Annotated in this window: 17 protein-coding genes; 14 read left to right on the forward strand and 3 right to left on the reverse strand. The window is 55.5% G+C overall.

Annotated elements, in window-relative coordinates; translation table 11 throughout:
- Positions 1-5: 5 nt before the first annotated feature.
- Positions 6-926, reverse strand: a complete 921-nt coding sequence (locus tag ABYP39_RS11600) for a haloalkane dehalogenase (RefSeq protein ID WP_372782667.1) — start codon at positions 924-926, stop codon at positions 6-8.
- Entirely contained in the window at positions 923-2005 is a 1083-nt protein-coding gene (locus tag ABYP39_RS11605) for a ketoacyl-ACP synthase III (protein ID WP_372748580.1), read from the reverse strand. The genes ABYP39_RS11600 and ABYP39_RS11605 overlap by 4 nt, the downstream gene beginning before the upstream one ends.
- A gap of 201 nt (positions 2006-2206) precedes the next feature.
- On the opposite strand from ABYP39_RS11605, the gene ABYP39_RS11610 reads away from it, so the two are divergent.
- From ABYP39_RS11610 to ABYP39_RS11655, 10 genes are all read left to right on the forward strand, one after another.
- Positions 2207-2821 carry a TetR/AcrR family transcriptional regulator gene (locus ABYP39_RS11610; protein WP_372748579.1) on the forward strand — a complete coding sequence of 205 codons (615 nt, stop codon included), beginning with the start codon at positions 2207-2209 and terminating at the stop codon, positions 2819-2821.
- 146 nt (positions 2822-2967) lie between these two features.
- A complete protein-coding gene (locus tag ABYP39_RS11615) occupies positions 2968-4080 on the forward strand; it encodes an acyl-CoA dehydrogenase family protein (RefSeq protein WP_372764917.1) in 1113 nt (370 codons plus the stop codon).
- 16 nt (positions 4081-4096) lie between these two features.
- Complete coding sequence (locus ABYP39_RS11620; RefSeq protein WP_372782669.1) at positions 4097-5320, forward strand: acyl-CoA dehydrogenase family protein; 1224 nt, start codon at positions 4097-4099, stop codon at positions 5318-5320.
- Between the two features lie 113 nt (positions 5321-5433).
- On the forward strand, positions 5434-5604 hold the full coding sequence (locus ABYP39_RS11625) for a hypothetical protein (protein WP_372764837.1): 171 nt from the start codon (positions 5434-5436) through the stop codon (positions 5602-5604).
- A gap of 159 nt (positions 5605-5763) precedes the next feature.
- A complete protein-coding gene (locus ABYP39_RS11630; RefSeq protein ID WP_372782671.1) occupies positions 5764-5964 on the forward strand; it encodes a hypothetical protein in 201 nt (66 codons plus the stop codon).
- A 32-nt stretch (positions 5965-5996) separates the two neighbouring features.
- Positions 5997-6302 (forward strand): hypothetical protein, encoded by a 306-nt coding sequence (locus ABYP39_RS11635; RefSeq protein WP_372764836.1) that lies wholly within the window; start codon positions 5997-5999, stop codon positions 6300-6302.
- Between the two features lie 75 nt (positions 6303-6377).
- A complete protein-coding gene (gene yrfG / locus ABYP39_RS11640; protein WP_372748573.1) occupies positions 6378-7034 on the forward strand; it encodes a GMP/IMP nucleotidase in 657 nt (218 codons plus the stop codon).
- Positions 7031-7426, forward strand: a complete 396-nt coding sequence (gene hslR / locus ABYP39_RS11645) for a ribosome-associated heat shock protein Hsp15 (protein WP_372748572.1) — start codon at positions 7031-7033, stop codon at positions 7424-7426. The genes yrfG and hslR overlap by 4 nt, the downstream gene beginning before the upstream one ends.
- Entirely contained in the window at positions 7423-8301 is an 879-nt protein-coding gene (gene hslO / locus ABYP39_RS11650) for an Hsp33 family molecular chaperone HslO (protein WP_372764835.1), read from the forward strand. Before hslR ends, hslO begins: the two co-directional genes overlap by 4 nt.
- Before the next feature lie 157 nt (positions 8302-8458).
- Positions 8459-10012 carry a phosphoenolpyruvate carboxykinase gene (locus tag ABYP39_RS11655; protein WP_372764833.1) on the forward strand — a complete coding sequence of 518 codons (1554 nt, stop codon included), beginning with the start codon at positions 8459-8461 and terminating at the stop codon, positions 10010-10012.
- 200 nt (positions 10013-10212) lie between these two features.
- On the opposite strand, the gene ABYP39_RS11660 is transcribed toward ABYP39_RS11655, so the two are convergent.
- Positions 10213-10998, reverse strand: coding sequence for an esterase/lipase family protein (locus ABYP39_RS11660; RefSeq protein WP_372750041.1), 786 nt, complete (start codon positions 10996-10998; stop codon positions 10213-10215).
- A gap of 276 nt (positions 10999-11274) precedes the next feature.
- Here ABYP39_RS11660 and ABYP39_RS11665 point away from each other — a divergent pair, with 276 nt between their 5' ends.
- The 4 genes from ABYP39_RS11665 to ABYP39_RS11680 all read left to right on the forward strand — a co-directional run.
- The gene (locus ABYP39_RS11665) at positions 11275-11655 is read left to right on the forward strand and encodes a hypothetical protein (RefSeq protein WP_372750042.1); all 381 of its coding nucleotides are present in this window, start codon (positions 11275-11277) and stop codon (positions 11653-11655) included.
- 140 nt (positions 11656-11795) lie between these two features.
- Positions 11796-12218, forward strand: a complete 423-nt coding sequence (locus ABYP39_RS11670) for a phasin family protein (RefSeq protein ID WP_372750043.1) — start codon at positions 11796-11798, stop codon at positions 12216-12218.
- A 101-nt stretch (positions 12219-12319) separates the two neighbouring features.
- Positions 12320-12961, forward strand: a complete 642-nt coding sequence (locus ABYP39_RS11675) for a TetR/AcrR family transcriptional regulator (protein WP_372750044.1) — start codon at positions 12320-12322, stop codon at positions 12959-12961.
- 114 nt (positions 12962-13075) lie between these two features.
- On the forward strand, positions 13076-15299 hold a 2224-nt coding region (locus ABYP39_RS11680; protein WP_372782673.1), incomplete at its 3' end, for a Tex family protein.

Here is a 15299-nt window from a genome sequence, read left to right on the forward strand (position 1 = left end):
CGGCTTCATATCGCCTCTCGTACACGCTCTACCAGTCCGGCCAATGCCTCACCTTGCTCTTCTTGCACAAAATGCCCAGCGCCTGGAATGGTCATATGCCAATCATTGGCGGCGCCAGGAATACGCTCACGAAATACGTCCGACCAAGCGGCGGTGGCCGGATCGCCGTCACTAAATGCAGTCACAAAGGGCTTTTGCCATTGATCCAGCAGCGCCCAGACGGCGCGATTTTCAGCGCAGCCAGGCTGATTTTCCCGAAGGGGAATCAGGCTCGGAAACTCAAGCACAGCCGCTTTGTAGCTGGCATCGGGAAATGGTGCATCGTATGCATCCTTCACCGTCTGGCTCAGCGCTGTGACGCAAACGCCGCTGACAATTTCGGACACAGGCAGATCCGTGGCATCGCCAGTCATCGCCACCCAGGCATTAATAATATCGCCCGGCCAGTCCGGCACGCCGGCCGGCGGTGGCTCACAGTTTGGCAGCAGGGTATTGGCGGCAATCACACCGGCGAATCGCTCCGGCATAGCGGCCAGCGTGCTCAGACCAATCGGACCGCCCCAATCCTGACAAACCAGCAAAATATCGCGCAGGTCCAGCGCGCTGACAAAGTCACACATCCAGCTTATAAAACTGGCGTAACTGTAGGCACTGCGATCCGCCAGTTTGTCCGAGCGACCAAAGCCGATATGGTCTGGCGCCACCGCGCGATAACCTGCTTTCGCTATGGCGGCAATCACTTTGCGGTAGGCAAAACTCCAGCTGGGCTCACCATGTAGCATAAGCACTACCGGCGCAGCGCGCGGCCCCTCATCAATATAGGCCATGCGCAGTTCACCCGCGCCGTGAGTCAGCGTGTGGTAATGCGGTGTGAAAGGAAAGTCCGGCAGCGCGCTAAAGCGCTGCTCGGGGGTTCGCAGAATCATTGGCCGTTTGCGCGCCGACCACCCTCAATCCACGGCTGCAGTATTTCCAATGCGGTTTTGTCACAGGGTGGCAGCTCGTCGTCGCAGGTACCCAGCGGCTCTACCCGATCGCCCCATTTCACCACAAAGGCGCCCCAGGTAAGACCGGCCCCGAATGCTGCCGCCAAGACGTGGTCACCTGGCTTAATACGACCCTGCTCCAGCGCCTCACATAGGGCAACTGGCACAGTGGCCGCTGAGGTATTGCCGTATTTTTCGATATTGACCATCACCTTGTCCATCGGCGCGTTCAATCGTTTGGCCAAGGTTTCTATAATGCGGATATTGGCTTGGTGAGGAATCACCAGGTCTATGTCTTCAGGCTTCAAGTTCAGGCGATCGAGGACGTTGTTCATGGCAAACCCCATGCCTCTCACCGCGCGTTTAAAGATCTCCTGGCCTTCAAAATTAATCGCAAAGTGTCCATCTATCGGGCCAAATCGCTCTCGAACTGAGCCAGAGTCACAGGCCATGAGAATATCTCTCGCATCACCATCGCAGCCCAATTTATCTGCCAGCAGACCACATTCCTCTTCGCTGGGTTCCACGATGACTGCACCGGCGGCATCGCCGAACAGCACAGATACCTCGCGCATGGTCCAGTCCAGGTAGTAGGGAATGCCGTCTACCCCAATTACCATCACTCGCTCCACGCTGCCAGCACGCACCATCGCGGTGGCAATACTGAGTCCGTAGACAAAGCCAGTGCAGGCGGCATTGAGATCAAACACGGCCGCATTTTTAGCGCCCAGCATATCCTGCACTGCGGAGGCACCATTGGGAATCATATTATCGGGGGCTGCGGTCGCCAGGATGATCATGTCGATATCCGACGCTTCAAGACCGGCAGCTGCAAGTGCCCGCTTACCCGCCAGCGCCGCCAGCTCAGAGTACTTCACATGGGTTATGCGACGCTCTTTAATGCCGGTACGGCTGCTGATCCACTCGTCAGAGGTTTCCATAACGGTGGTGAGGTCTTCATTGGTCAAAACGGCGGGCGGCAGGCATTTTCCCCAGCCCGTGATATTGGCGTATCGCATGGCAATCGGCTTCTGGTGTTATAAATTCAAGGCCGATTATGCAACAGCGTCCACCGCATCGCTATCCCGTTCTCGGTCAACCGCGCACCAAATGAGGTCAAATTGGCACTCGCCACCACCGCATATGTACTTTTACGGGTACCCGCACCACATCCTAAATGGCTAACATCACTTTAAATCATCACTGTGACGTAAGTAATCATGGCAACCAGTAGACGTTGGGGCCGCGGGGCCCGAGTAGACGACCTCGACACCGGACGCAAAAAACTCCTTCAAGCGGCTATTACCTGTTTTGTGAGCAAAGGCATACAGGCAACCACGATTGAAGATATCGCTAACGCCGCAAATGTGACGCGTAGGACCGTATATCGCTATTACGCAGGCAAATCCGAGCTGCTTGAGGCCGTAGTAGAATTGGAGCGCAAGCGCCTGTTCGAACGCATGCACCAAGCCGCTGAGCCTTACCACCAGGACTTTCCGCGAATGCTGGAAGAATGCCTGGCCAGCGCGGCCCAACTGCTGTCACCCAATATGGGCGCACCTGATCTCATCAGCGAACAGAACGCCGCCTCAGCCATTCCACATATGCTGGGCGAGGAATCTCTGGCCGAATGGCACGGTCTGCTCGAAGAGCCCTACGCCAACTACCGGCGTGACCATGGCGATATCGGCTCACTGGAACAGATCATCGACGTGCTGGGACGGCTGGTGTTGAGCTTTCGTTATCTGCCCTGCAGTGCCGACGATATCCGCCGCGCTATGGATGCTTTCCTCACCCTGTCGAGACGCAAACCCTCTTCGCTCCGTCTGGTATAACCGAGTTCAGGGTCACTGTGTGCGCACTGACCCTCCGCCACTGACCCGATCTGGCAGCCCCGGCGCAGGCTTTTGTCATTGCTGACTCCGCGGGGCATCGCTAAGCTTCCCGATTCCTGAAACCGCACAGAATCCGGGAGCAAGGCATGAACTTTGACTTCTCTGAAGATCAAAAATTTATCCAGGAGCAGGCTCGCAACTTTCTGAGCAGCGAGTGCTCTACCGCACGCGTTCGCCAGACGTTGGAAGGCGAGCAGGCATACGATCAGGCACTCTGGCAACAGATTGTCGAGCTGGGTTGGCCCGCCACCGCCATTTCCGAAGAGCACGGAGGCCTCGGCCTGGGTTACCTCGAGCTTTGCGTGATCGCTGAAGAACTCGGTCGCTCACTGGCGCCTGTACCTTTTATTGCCTCTGTATATCTCGCCACCGAAGCCATCAAACTGGCAGCTGCCCCCCAGCAACAGGCCAGCTGGCTACCGCAGCTCGCCTGCGGTGACTGGGTTGGCTGCCTGGCAGTCAATGAATCGCGCGGCGCGTTGCGCGTAGCTGCTACCACGACCAGCGTTGAGGGAAGCAAACTTAGCGGCCGCAAGACCGCCGTACTGCACGGCGCTATCGCCGACAAGGCAATTGTACTGGCCACAGAAAATGGCACGCCCGGGCTCTATTTGGTTGATTTGAATCAGGCAGCCGTCAGCCGAACACCACTGGAAAGCGTCGACCCCACACTGCCGTTGGCAGAGCTGAATTTCAACCAAGCCGACGCAGAAAAACTCACCGGCGATGCCGACACCGCAAGCTTACTCAGCACGCTGTTTGATCGCGCTGCTGTGCTGCTCTCCTTTGAACAGATTGGCGGCTGTGACGCAGCACTGCAAATGGGCAAAGATTACACCACAGGCCGTTACGCCTTTGGTCGTCAGGTTGCTTCTTTTCAAGCGATCAAGCACAAGTTCGCCGACATGTTTGTGGCCACCGAGCTGGCGCGATCCAATGCCTATTATGGCGCCTGGGCGCTGTCGGCAGACGACCCGGAACTGCCGCTGGCAGCCGCAACGGCACGAGTGAGTGCCATCGATGCCTACTATCAATCCAGCAAGGAAAACATTCAGGCTCACGGCGGCATGGGTTTTACCTGGGAGTTTGACTGCCACCTCTACTATCGCCGAGCCCAGGCTTTATCGCTGATTCTGGGCGGCAACCCCCACTGGAAAGAACTGCTGGTCGAACGCCTGCTGCGCATCAAGGCAGCCTGAGACGAGGAACGCAACGATGGATTTTAAAGATACTCCCGAACAAGCAGAATTTCGCAAAGAAGTTCAGGCCTGGCTAAAAGCCAATGCCACCCCCAAGAGCAAAGACAGTGGCCGAGGCAGCCAGGAAGCCGCCTACGATAAAGCCAAAGCCTGGTATAAAAAGGTGTTTGACGCGGGTTACGCCTGCCCGACCTGGCCAAAAGAATACGGCGGCGCCGGTCTTACCCAGATCCACAAAGTGATCTGGTCACAAGAAGTTGCCAAATACGACGAACCCGACGGCTATTTTGTCATCGGCCAGGGCAATTGCGGCCCTGCGCTTATGCATTTTGCGGCTGAAGAACAAAAGAAAGCCCTGCTACCACGCATGGCCTCTGCGGAAGACGTCTGGTGCCAGTTGTTTTCAGAGCCCAGTGCCGGCTCCGACGTTGCCGGTCTGCGCACCAAGGCTGAACAGCAGGGTGACAAATGGATCGTCAACGGCCAGAAAATTTGGACCTCGGGCGCCCAACATTCGGACTACGGTGTGATTCTCTGCCGAACCGATCCCGACGTGTCGAAATACCGTGGCATGACCATGTTTTATATCGACATGAAGCAAGCCGGTGTTGATGTGCAGCCCATCAAGCAGATGGATGGCGGCTCACATTTTAACGAGGTGTTTTTCAACAACGCAGAAATTCCTGACAGCCAGCGCCTGGGTGAAATCGGTGGCGGCTGGGGCGCAGCTCTGCTGGTACTGATGAATGAGCGGCTCGCCATTTCTGGCGTGCAACCCGATGGCTTTCCCGAGTTCTTCGAACTCGTACAAACCCTGGAAATCGATGGTGAGCCAGTGGTTGACAACCCCGTTGTGCGCGACCGACTCGCCACCTGGTATACCCAACATGCGGGCATCAAGGCATCAACCAATCGCATGCTGACCGCCGTCGCCAAGGGCGGCATGCCCGGCGCTGAGGCAGCCCTGGGCAAACTGGTGGGCGCAGTAATGAATCAGGACATTGCCAATTTCGCCCTGCAATTGATGGCTGATACCGGCGCCATCTGCGACGAGGCTATGGCTCCGCAAAAAGCGCACTTTCAGAAGTCAGTCCTATTCGCCCCGGGCATTCGCCTTGCCGGAGGCACCGACGAAGTCATGCGCAACATCATTGCCGAGCAAGTACTCGGTTTACCGCAGGAACCCCGTGCCGACAAGGGTATGGCCTTTAAAGACATTCCCTCCGGCAATCAGCACTGACATCAGTAAGCGGTTCAGGGTAGTAGTGGTTTTTCCTTACTACCCTGAACAAACAAACCCTTTAGCATGACAGAAAACTAGACTGATCCACATGGAGAGTCGGAATCGTGTCCATGCTGAAAACCAAAGCCTCGTCAAACCGCTCCGCAAAACCTGCTGTACGAAAACCAGACAATACCGCCTTTGAAATGCCGCCCGGCTACCGCGATCACACCCTGCGACGCTTGCGTGAAAGCTACACTGGCGATTGGTGGCTCAACGTCGACTATGTGATCCGCCATTAACCACCAAAGGCTCCGCAAGCGCTACCTGACCTTCGGCAATTCCCTACACCACCTCGCGACATACCGTATAGGCGACACAGCCCCGCTTTATTAATCTGATTACAACAAATGACGCGGCACCAACGCCGCAACAAAAACCAGAAACCACCGGGGTCAACCATGAAAAGCGCGGCAAGCAAAGAGTCAACGAGCCAATCCATTCCTCAGGCGACAACCGACCGTCACCACTTCGCGATGCCAGACGCTTATCAATCAGGCGACAGAAAAATGCTCCGAGCATTCTTCTCTGGCGACTGGTGGCTCAACGTGGATTACGTAGAGCATGAAAGCCAAATTCGACACAACGCAATGGCCGCTTAATTCAGACACATACCACCGGGGGGTTGGTTACCATGAATATTGCAGATTTTTTCAATCAACAAATACTTTCACACCTTCATGACAGCCGCGAATTTCTTTTTCAGCTGCTGCGCGATCTCGGGGGGCAATGTGGCGCTGCTTTAGCCGCCGCCTGGTACCCAGTACAAGATCGCCTGTCCATGCGCTACCACCGCATCGAAAAAGCCTGTCGAGCCGCCGATTTCAACGGCCAACGAGAGAGCAGCCTACCCACCATACTGACGGCTAGCTACCACTGCCCGAACGATCTTGTGATGCAAGAAAACCTCGAAGCACTGGAACTGATTCAGGGACGCTAACAAGACTCTCGTGCGCCAACCGTTCAGCAGTGGTAAAATCCGCCGTCTTCACCTTGGTAATTGGAGTGCAAGGCCATGATCAATTGGCAGGACGTGGATACCGTAATGCTGGATATGGACGGCACTCTGCTGGATCTCCACTTCGACAACTATTTCTGGACCCAACACCTGCCCCTGCGTTACAGCGAAATACATGGCGGCTCACTGGAAGCCGTTCGCGACAACCTGATGGCTCAGATCATGGCCAAGCAGGGCACGCTGAACTGGTATTGCATCGACTACTGGTCCGAAGAACTGAAACTAGACATTCCCGCCCTCAAGCGCGAAGTAGAACACTTGATCGCGATACGACCGTATGTAGAAGAGTTTCTGCAGTGGCTGAGTGACTCCCAGCGCGAAGTGTGGCTCGTCACCAACGCCCACCAACATAGCCTGGACATCAAGATGGCGCGGACCGGTCTCGACCAATGGGTCGACAAGATCGTGATCTCTCACCATTTTCAGGCCGCCAAAGAAGACCCCCAATTCTGGTTAAAGTTGAGCGAAGAATCGCCTTTCAATGAAAAGCGTACCCTGCTGGTTGACGATAACGTTCACGTGCTGCAGGCCGCCGCCGATTTTGGCATTGGGCACCTGCTCACCCTGCGTCAGCCGGACAGTAAACAAGCCCTGCGCGACAACCTCGCGTTTCCCGCCATCCACCACTTCGACGAGCTGCTTCCCACCGCATGAGCGACAGTCAGAAAGTTCGGCTGGACAAGTGGCTGTGGGCGGCGCGCTTTTTCAAGACCCGCAGCCTGGCCAAACAGGCCATCGAGGGCGGCAAAGTGCACTACAATGGTGCCCGCTGCAAAGTCAGTAAAGAGGTCGAAGTGGGCGCCAAGCTCACCCTACGCCAGGGCTGGGACAACAAAACCGTGGTCATTGAGGCCATTTCGGAACAGCGTCGTGGCGCCCCCGAAGCACAGCAGCTTTACCGCGAAACCGAAGACAGCATCAAACAGCGAGAGTTGCGCGCCGCCGAACGCAAGGCGCATGGCCCCGGTGCCGATCTACTCAGCCGGGAACGTCCCACCAAGAAACAACGACGCCAGATTCACCGCTTCAAACAGCAAACCACATGAGCTTAACCAACATGCCTGACGCCAGCTGCGCCGATACTCTCAGCCGCTTTACCTTTGACGATTGCGCCGTGCGCGGTGAACACGTACTCCTGCAAAACAGCTTTCAGGAACTGCTGGCTGTTCACCACTACCCCCCAGTTGTCGCCAACTTGCTGGGGGAGCTCAGCGCCGCTGCCTGCCTACTGGCCGAAACCATCAAATTTGATGGCACCCTGACCCTGCAAGTACGCAGCGAAGGCGAAATTCCGCTAATCATGACCGAGGTTACCAACCAGCAAAGTTACCGCGCCATTGCCCGGCAGGCCCAAGAGGCCACCAGCGAGGATTTCGCAACCCTGTTTACCAACGGCACCCTGTGCCTTACCGTGCAACCGCGCAGTGGCAAACCCTACCAGGGCATTGTGTCACTCGACGGCAACAGTCTCGCCAGCAGCTTGGGCAACTATTTTGAGCAAAGCGAACAGCTCGCCACTCGCCTGTGGCTATTCGCAGACAAACAGCGTGCAGGTGGCATGCTGCTCCAACAAATGCCGGGCGACAACAGTAGCGACCAATGGCTCCACCTGACCCAAATGGCCAACACCCTGTCAGCGCAAGAGCTACTTGGACTCCCTCGAGAAGAGCTTCTCTACCGCCTTTACCACCAGGAAGCCCTGCGCCTACACCCTCAAAAAACCGTGCAATTTCAATGCACTTGCAGCCATGAACGTCTCGAAGCTGTACTGCTTTCCCTCGGTGAGGCAGAACTGCGGGACATCCTCACCGAACGGTCATCCATCGATGTGAACTGTGAATTTTGCAACCGGTTCTACCAGTTTTCCGAAAGCGACATCGACGCACTGCTCGGGAAACAAACACCGCGCGACGCTCATTAAGAGGGGTTAGCGCTGGGGCAGCTTTTTTGACATAATGGCGCCCCCGAAAATTGGCTGCCCTGCAAGCCGGCAGCGGTTGCCCCAAAGTTAGGCCCCCAAACAAGAGCTGCAAGTCGCGACTTGAAAGCCAACGGGAGCGTTTTGACAGGACGAGAGAATGAGTGCAGAAACGATTGTGTATACAGATTTGGCGCCGTCGCGGCTGATCGAACAAGCGCTGGCGCGCGGCGAGGGTGAACTGGCCGACAACGGTGCCCTGGTTGTCACCACCGGCAAACGAACCGGCCGTTCTCCCGGCGACCGCTTTATCGTAAAAGAGCCCTCCACCAGTGACTCCATCGAATGGGGCAGCGTTAACCGCCCCTTCGACGCCGACAAATTCGACGCCCTCTGGAACCGCGTAGAAGATTATCTCGCCGACCACGATCGCTTTGTTTCTCATCTCCACGTTGGCGCTCATGACGAGCACTACATTCCCGTTGAAGTTCACACTCAGACTGCCTGGCAAGCCTTGTTCGGCCGCAACATGTTTGTGCGCCCACACAAGTACAACCCCAAAGGCAAAGAGCAGTGGACCATTCTCAATGTGGCTGGCTTTGTCTGTGATCCCGAGCGCGACGGCACCAACTCCGACGGCTGCGTCCTAATTAACTTTGCCCAGCGCAAAGTGCTGCTGGCTGGCATGCGCTACGCCGGTGAAATGAAAAAGGCCATGTTTTCAGTGCAGAACTTCCTGCTGCCTGAAAAAGACGTTATGCCGATGCACTGCTCCGCCAATGTGGGCGATGAAGGCGACACCACGCTGTTCTTCGGCCTGTCTGGCACTGGCAAAACCACGTTGTCTGCCGACCCTGACCGCTTCTTGATCGGCGACGACGAGCACGGCTGGGCCAAAGGTGCCGTTTTCAATATTGAAGGTGGTTGCTACGCTAAAACCATCAACCTGAGCCAGGAAAACGAGCCCATCATCTGGGACGCTATCCGCTTTGGCGCCATTGTTGAAAACGTCGTAATCGATGCCGATACCCGCACACCCGACTACAACGACACCAGCCTGACCGAAAACGGCCGCTGCTGTTACCCGCTGGAGCATGTTGACAAGCGCGTACCGCAAAACTCGGCTGGTGAACCGCAAACTGTTATCTTCCTGACCTGCGACGTATCCGGCGTACTGCCGCCCGTGTCCATCCTCAGCAAAGAAGCGGCAGCCTTCCATTTTCTCAGCGGCTACACCGCACGCGTTGGCTCAACCGAGCTTGGCGCAGAAGCTGGCATTCACCCAACGTTCTCAACCTGCTTTGGCGCACCCTTTATGCCGCGCCCTGCTGGTGATTACGCAGAATTGTTGATGAAGCGCATCGCCGACTTCGGCTCACGCGTTTACCTGATCAACACTGGCTGGACCGGTGGTTCAGGCGCCGCCGGTGGAACCGGTTCACGCTTCCCGATCCCGGTAACACGCGCGGTTGTCGCAGCAGCTCAAAGCGGCGCACTCAACAACGTGGAAACCGAGCACTTGGATATCCTTAACCTGGAAATTCCGAAAGCCATCCCCGGCGTCGACGAGAAATTCATCAACCCACGTAAATCCTGGGGTGACGAAGCAGCTTACGACGCCGAAGCCACAAAACTGGCCAAACTGTTCCAGGAAAACATCAAGAAATTTGATGTTGCGGATGCGATCATTGCCGCAGGCCCCAAAGCCAGCTAAGCAAGGCCCCACTCTACTCCAAAAGGCGCACCCGCAAGGCTGCGCCTTTTTTTATCCCCAAAACCGGGGTCGTATCGAGTATTTTTTGAACAGCCCAGCCCGCCAACCACCAAGCAAGAAGGCAATACCAAGCGACTCAAACAGTTAGAAAGAAGTGACGGGGCGCATTGATCAAAAAATATTCGATACGACCCCGGTTTTTACGAGGCGAGCGCGTCGCCGAACCAGAAGCGACGTAGCGGGTTGCTGTTGAACGGGCGCCAATGACCTTCTTTTTGCGCCAGGCGTTCGGCGACGGCGTACATCACAGCTGCGTTGTGAGTCAGGCCCATGTGACTACCGGGCACCCTCACATTTTCGGTCTCACCGAAGGGTTCATCGTCTACGCAATAATGCCAGTCGGCAACACCATCGCTGGTGCTGTATATCGCGGTAGAGGGCACGGGTGGTGTTTCCCGCCAGGTGTCAGCAGCATCCAGCATGGGATCATCAAGTCCACCTGGGTTGAGAAACTCATAGAGCTTAGCCACCCCACCAGAAATACCATCCATCGTGGGCACATTGAACGGTGACCCAAGGGTGATTACCTGACGCACAAGGTCCGGCTCCGCATTCGCCAAGGCGCGCGCATAGACACCACCTAGGCTCCAGCCCACCAGGCTCACTGTTGCTCCGTTGTGCTGGCTGGATATGTCACGCACGTGCTCTATCAAGCCATCCAAAAATGCCTGACGGATTCCGGTGTTACGCCCCTGTTGCCAGCCATAACTAACAAACCCCGAAGCTTTCAGGTAGCGCCGCAACAGCGCGGTGCCACCGTCACCAGTCATAAACGCAGGCACAACCACCACCGGGTGACCATCACCTCGCGCAATCCTGCGAAGCACCGGTTGAAACGACGCCGCAGCGGTTGCTTCAAGCAAAGCTCGCAGTTCCAGAAACGCTGAAAACAGATTAGGCCCGGTTGGGGCAGATTGATTCTTCATTGATACCTCTCTCGCGACAATGTGTCTTTTACTTGTTATCCGGTATGCCGCGTCTCCAGACTATAACTGTAGCGGTTACAAAATATCAAAACCTATTTCACATCGGGTGTAGATACGCACTTGCCGCATCTGTTCGTTTTTTCACCAATTAAAAATTTTACGCGATTAGTATGTTTATTCTAATTTTTCTCCGTATCTTTGCCCCCAGATTCAGAGAAGGTCGTTGGCTGCACCCTCTGAACAACAGACAACTCCCTATTTCCAGAGGTGTACACCATGAGCAAGAAACAAGCCGAAACCCAAAACGCGTTCGAAAAAGCCACTACCGTTGCCCGTGAACTGTTCCTGGCCAACCTGGGCCTGGCTGGCAAAGCCATCGAACAGGGTCAGGAGTACACTGAAAAAGCCCAGAAGTCTTACAAAGAAACTTCTGACAAAGTTCAGTCGCTGATTGAGAAGCGTGAAGAAATTTTTGCGGACCTGGTTAAGCGCGGCGAGAAAGTACAAGCCGACGCCCAAGCCAAATTCGACGAGCTTGCCGCCAAGCCCAAGTCGCTGGTAGAAGAGCAAGTTGAAGCTGTAAAAAGCTCTGTTGAGACGCTGAAAGAGCGCATCAACAGCCGCAAAACCGAAAACACGGCTGCTGCCGAAGCCTAAGGCTTCCCAGCAACCTGTTTGACAGGAATACCCATCAGGTCTTTTTTTTGCACGGTGCGTCTCAGGACCACCGTGCTTTTTTCATAACAAGACCCGGTGAGAAAGCCGTCAAAAATTCATCACGTTACGGAGTTACAGCAATGAGCAACGAAAAGACCTCTCAGCTGAAAGAAGTTAGCGATATGGCCAAAAACATCTGGTTGGCGGGCCTCGGCGCGTATGGCCGCGCTTTTGACGAAGCGCAAGAGCGTTACGAGCAAGCCAGCAAAGAATCTCCCCGCCTGTTCAACGAACTGGTCGAGAAAGGCCGCAAGCTTGAAACACAAGCGCGTACCGCTATCGATGATGTGACTGCCAAAAGTAAAGGCACTGCCACTTCCATCGAAGAGCGCATCAACAAAGTCCGCGCCAATCTTGGTCTCGGCGGTGTATCCGTAGAAGACTTCGAGCGCCTGGAAAAGAAAGTTGACGCATTGACCAAGAAACTCAACGCCATGTCAGCCGCTCCCAAAAAAGCGCCTGCTAAGCGCGCAGCGTCCAGCAAAACTACTGCCGCTGAGTAATTGAGTTACTGCTGCACAAAGGGCGACTTCGGTCGCCCTTTTTTGTGGACAGCCACGCATGAACATGGCAACGTTCGACGCACATTCCAATACAAAAGCCCATGAAAACTCGCGACCGCATACTGCTGACCAGCCTCGAACTGTTCAACACGGAAGGTGAACCCAACGTCACCACGGTCGACATTGCTAACGAGCTCGATATCAGTCCCGGCAACCTGTACTACCACTTCAAGGGCAAGGAAGACATCATTTCGGCGCTCTATGAGCACTTCCACGAAGAGCTTAGCGAAATCCTCAACGCCCCCATTGCCAAGCTCCTGAAGCCGGACGACGCCTGGTTTTACCTCTATCTCGTATTCGACGAGATCTTCAAGCAGCGCTATTTTTACCGCAATTTGACCGACATCTTGCAGCGCTACCCCGCTATAGATAAAAAATTTCGCCGCCTACTGGAACAGAAGGTACGCGCGGCCCAGGCCATCGCTATCACACTGGTGGAAAAAGGCGTTCTTGAGCTACAGCCCCACCAGCTGGACCGGCTTTGCGAAACCGTGACCATGCAGGTTACCTTCTGGCTAAATTACGACATGCTGCGCAGCAAAGACCTGCCTCAACAGCTACTTATCCACCAGGGGGTATTCCAGGTCATGTCGATGATTGCTCCCCACCTCACGGACACCTACCGCAGTTTCTACGACGACTGCTGCGCGCTCTACGAGTCTCTCATTGCAGATTTGATCTGATCGCGGTTGCGCAACAAAAACTTCGTCACAACCCCTCTGTCAAGACTCGCAGCACTGGCCGCCTTTCTGCATAATGCGGCGCTCGAATGTTAATAACACGCAGGTTGTTCGCGAATGAAACAGATCCTCCAGACCATCGCCCAGGAATTAAATGTACCTCAGCGCAATGTAGACGCCGCTGTACAATTATTGGACGAAGGCGCCACGGTCCCCTTTATTGCCCGCTACCGCAAAGAAGTAACTGGCGGCCTGGACGACACTCAGATGCGCGAACTGGAAAGCCGGCTGGGCTATCTGCGAGACCTGGAAGACCGCCGTGAAGCCATTCTGAACAGCATTCGCGAGCAGGACAAACTCAGCCCAGAACTGGAACAGAAGATTCTTGCCGCAGACACCAAAAGCCGGCTAGAAGACCTGTATCTGCCCTACAAGCCCAAGCGACGCACCAAAGGCCAAATTGCCATTGAGGCCGGGCTGGAGCCTCTTGCCAACGCCCTGCTTGGCAATCCAGAGCTCAATCCGGAAACGGAAGCCGCTGCCTATCTGAATCCCGAGCACAAAATCGAAACTGTGAAGGATGCTCTGGATGGCGCTAAGTATATTTTGATGGAGCGCTTCGCCGAAGATGCAGACCTGATCGAAAAGCTGCGTAATTACCTCTGGGAGCAAGGCAAACTGACTTCGGCTCTGGTGGCCGGCAAGGAGCGTGAGGGCGAGAAATTCAGCGACTATTTTGAGCACAGCGAGCCGTTGAAAAACACCCCCTCACACCGCGCACTGGCCATGTTTCGCGGCCGCAACGAAGGCATTCTTTCCCTCAACATCCAGTTTGACGATGCCGACACCAGCCCCTGCGAAGCGATGGTTGCCGACCATTGGAAACTGCGTTTCGAAGGCCGACCTGCTGACAAATGGCTGAACGAAGTTGTGCGCTGGACCTGGAAAATCAAGCTCTATATCCATCTGGAAACAGACCTCCTGAGCCAACTGCGCGAACGCGCAGAAAACGATGCCATTCAGGTGTTTTCATCCAATCTGAAAGATTTGCTGTTGGCAGCACCCGCTGGCCCTCGACCAACCATCGGCCTGGATCCCGGCCTGCGCACAGGCGTTAAAGTGGCGGTGGTAGACGCCACCGGTAAGGTGCTGGACCACGGCGCCATTTTCCCCAATCCACCGCAAAACCGTCAGGCCGATGCAGCCGCCGTCCTGCTAAAAATGATTAAACAGTACAACATTGAGTTGATCGCCATCGGCAATGGCACCGCCAGCCGGGAAACAGACAAGTTCGTTGGCGACCTGCTGAGTGCTCACCCGGAATTAAAAGCCAACAAGGTCATGGTCAATGAATCAGGCGCATCGATTTATTCTGCGTCCGAGTACGCGGCCAAGGAATTCCCGGATCTTGATGTAACCATTCGCGGCGCGGTCTCAATTGCCCGCCGCCTGCAAGACCCACTAGCGGAGCTGGTGAAAATTGAACCAAAATCCATCGGCGTCGGCCAATACCAGCACGATGTGTCTCAGTCTGCACTGTCTCGCTCACTGGACGCCGTTGTAGAAGATTGTGTAAACGCCGTTGGCGTGGACGTAAACACAGCCTCGCCTGCCCTGCTTACGCGTGTTTCCGGGCTGAATGCCTCCATCGCCGCCAACCTTGTTCAGTATCGCGACGAACACGGCATGTTCACTAGCCGCGAAACCCTCAAAAAGGTACCGAGACTCGGCGACAAAACCTTTGAGCAGGCTGCAGGCTTTTTGCGGGTTATGAACGGCGAAAACCCGCTGGACAGCTCCGCCGTCCACCCTGAATCGTACTCAGTGGTCGATAAGATTGTTCAGCAATGTGGCCGGCAGGTCAGCCAGCTACTGGGAGACAGCACCTTCCTGCGGGGGCTGAAACCGGAACAGTATGTCGACGACAAGTTCGGCTTACCCACCATCCGCGACATCATCGCAGAGCTGGACAAACCCGGACGCGATCCTCGCCCAGAATTTAAAACCGCCACATTCAAAGACGGCATCGAGAAAGTCAGTGACCTGGAACCGGAAATGATTCTGGAAGGCTGCGTCACCAATGTCACCAACTTTGGCGCTTTCGTGGATGTCGGCGTTCATCAGGATGGGCTGGTACATATTTCTGCTCTTTCCCACCAGTATGTGAAAGACCCCAGAGACGTGGTGAAAGCCGGCGATATCGTCAAAGTGAAAGTCATCGACGTGGATATTGAGCGCAAGCGCATTGCCTTGAGCATGCGCCTGGACGACAAGGCAACCCCACAGGACAAAGCATCGCGCGGCGCCAATCGACGCAATAATACCGCGCCTAAACAAGCGC

Origin of the sequence: Litorivivens sp., assembly GCF_041625495.1 — a bacterium.
Lineage (GTDB): Bacteria > Pseudomonadota > Gammaproteobacteria > Pseudomonadales > Spongiibacteraceae > Litorivivens.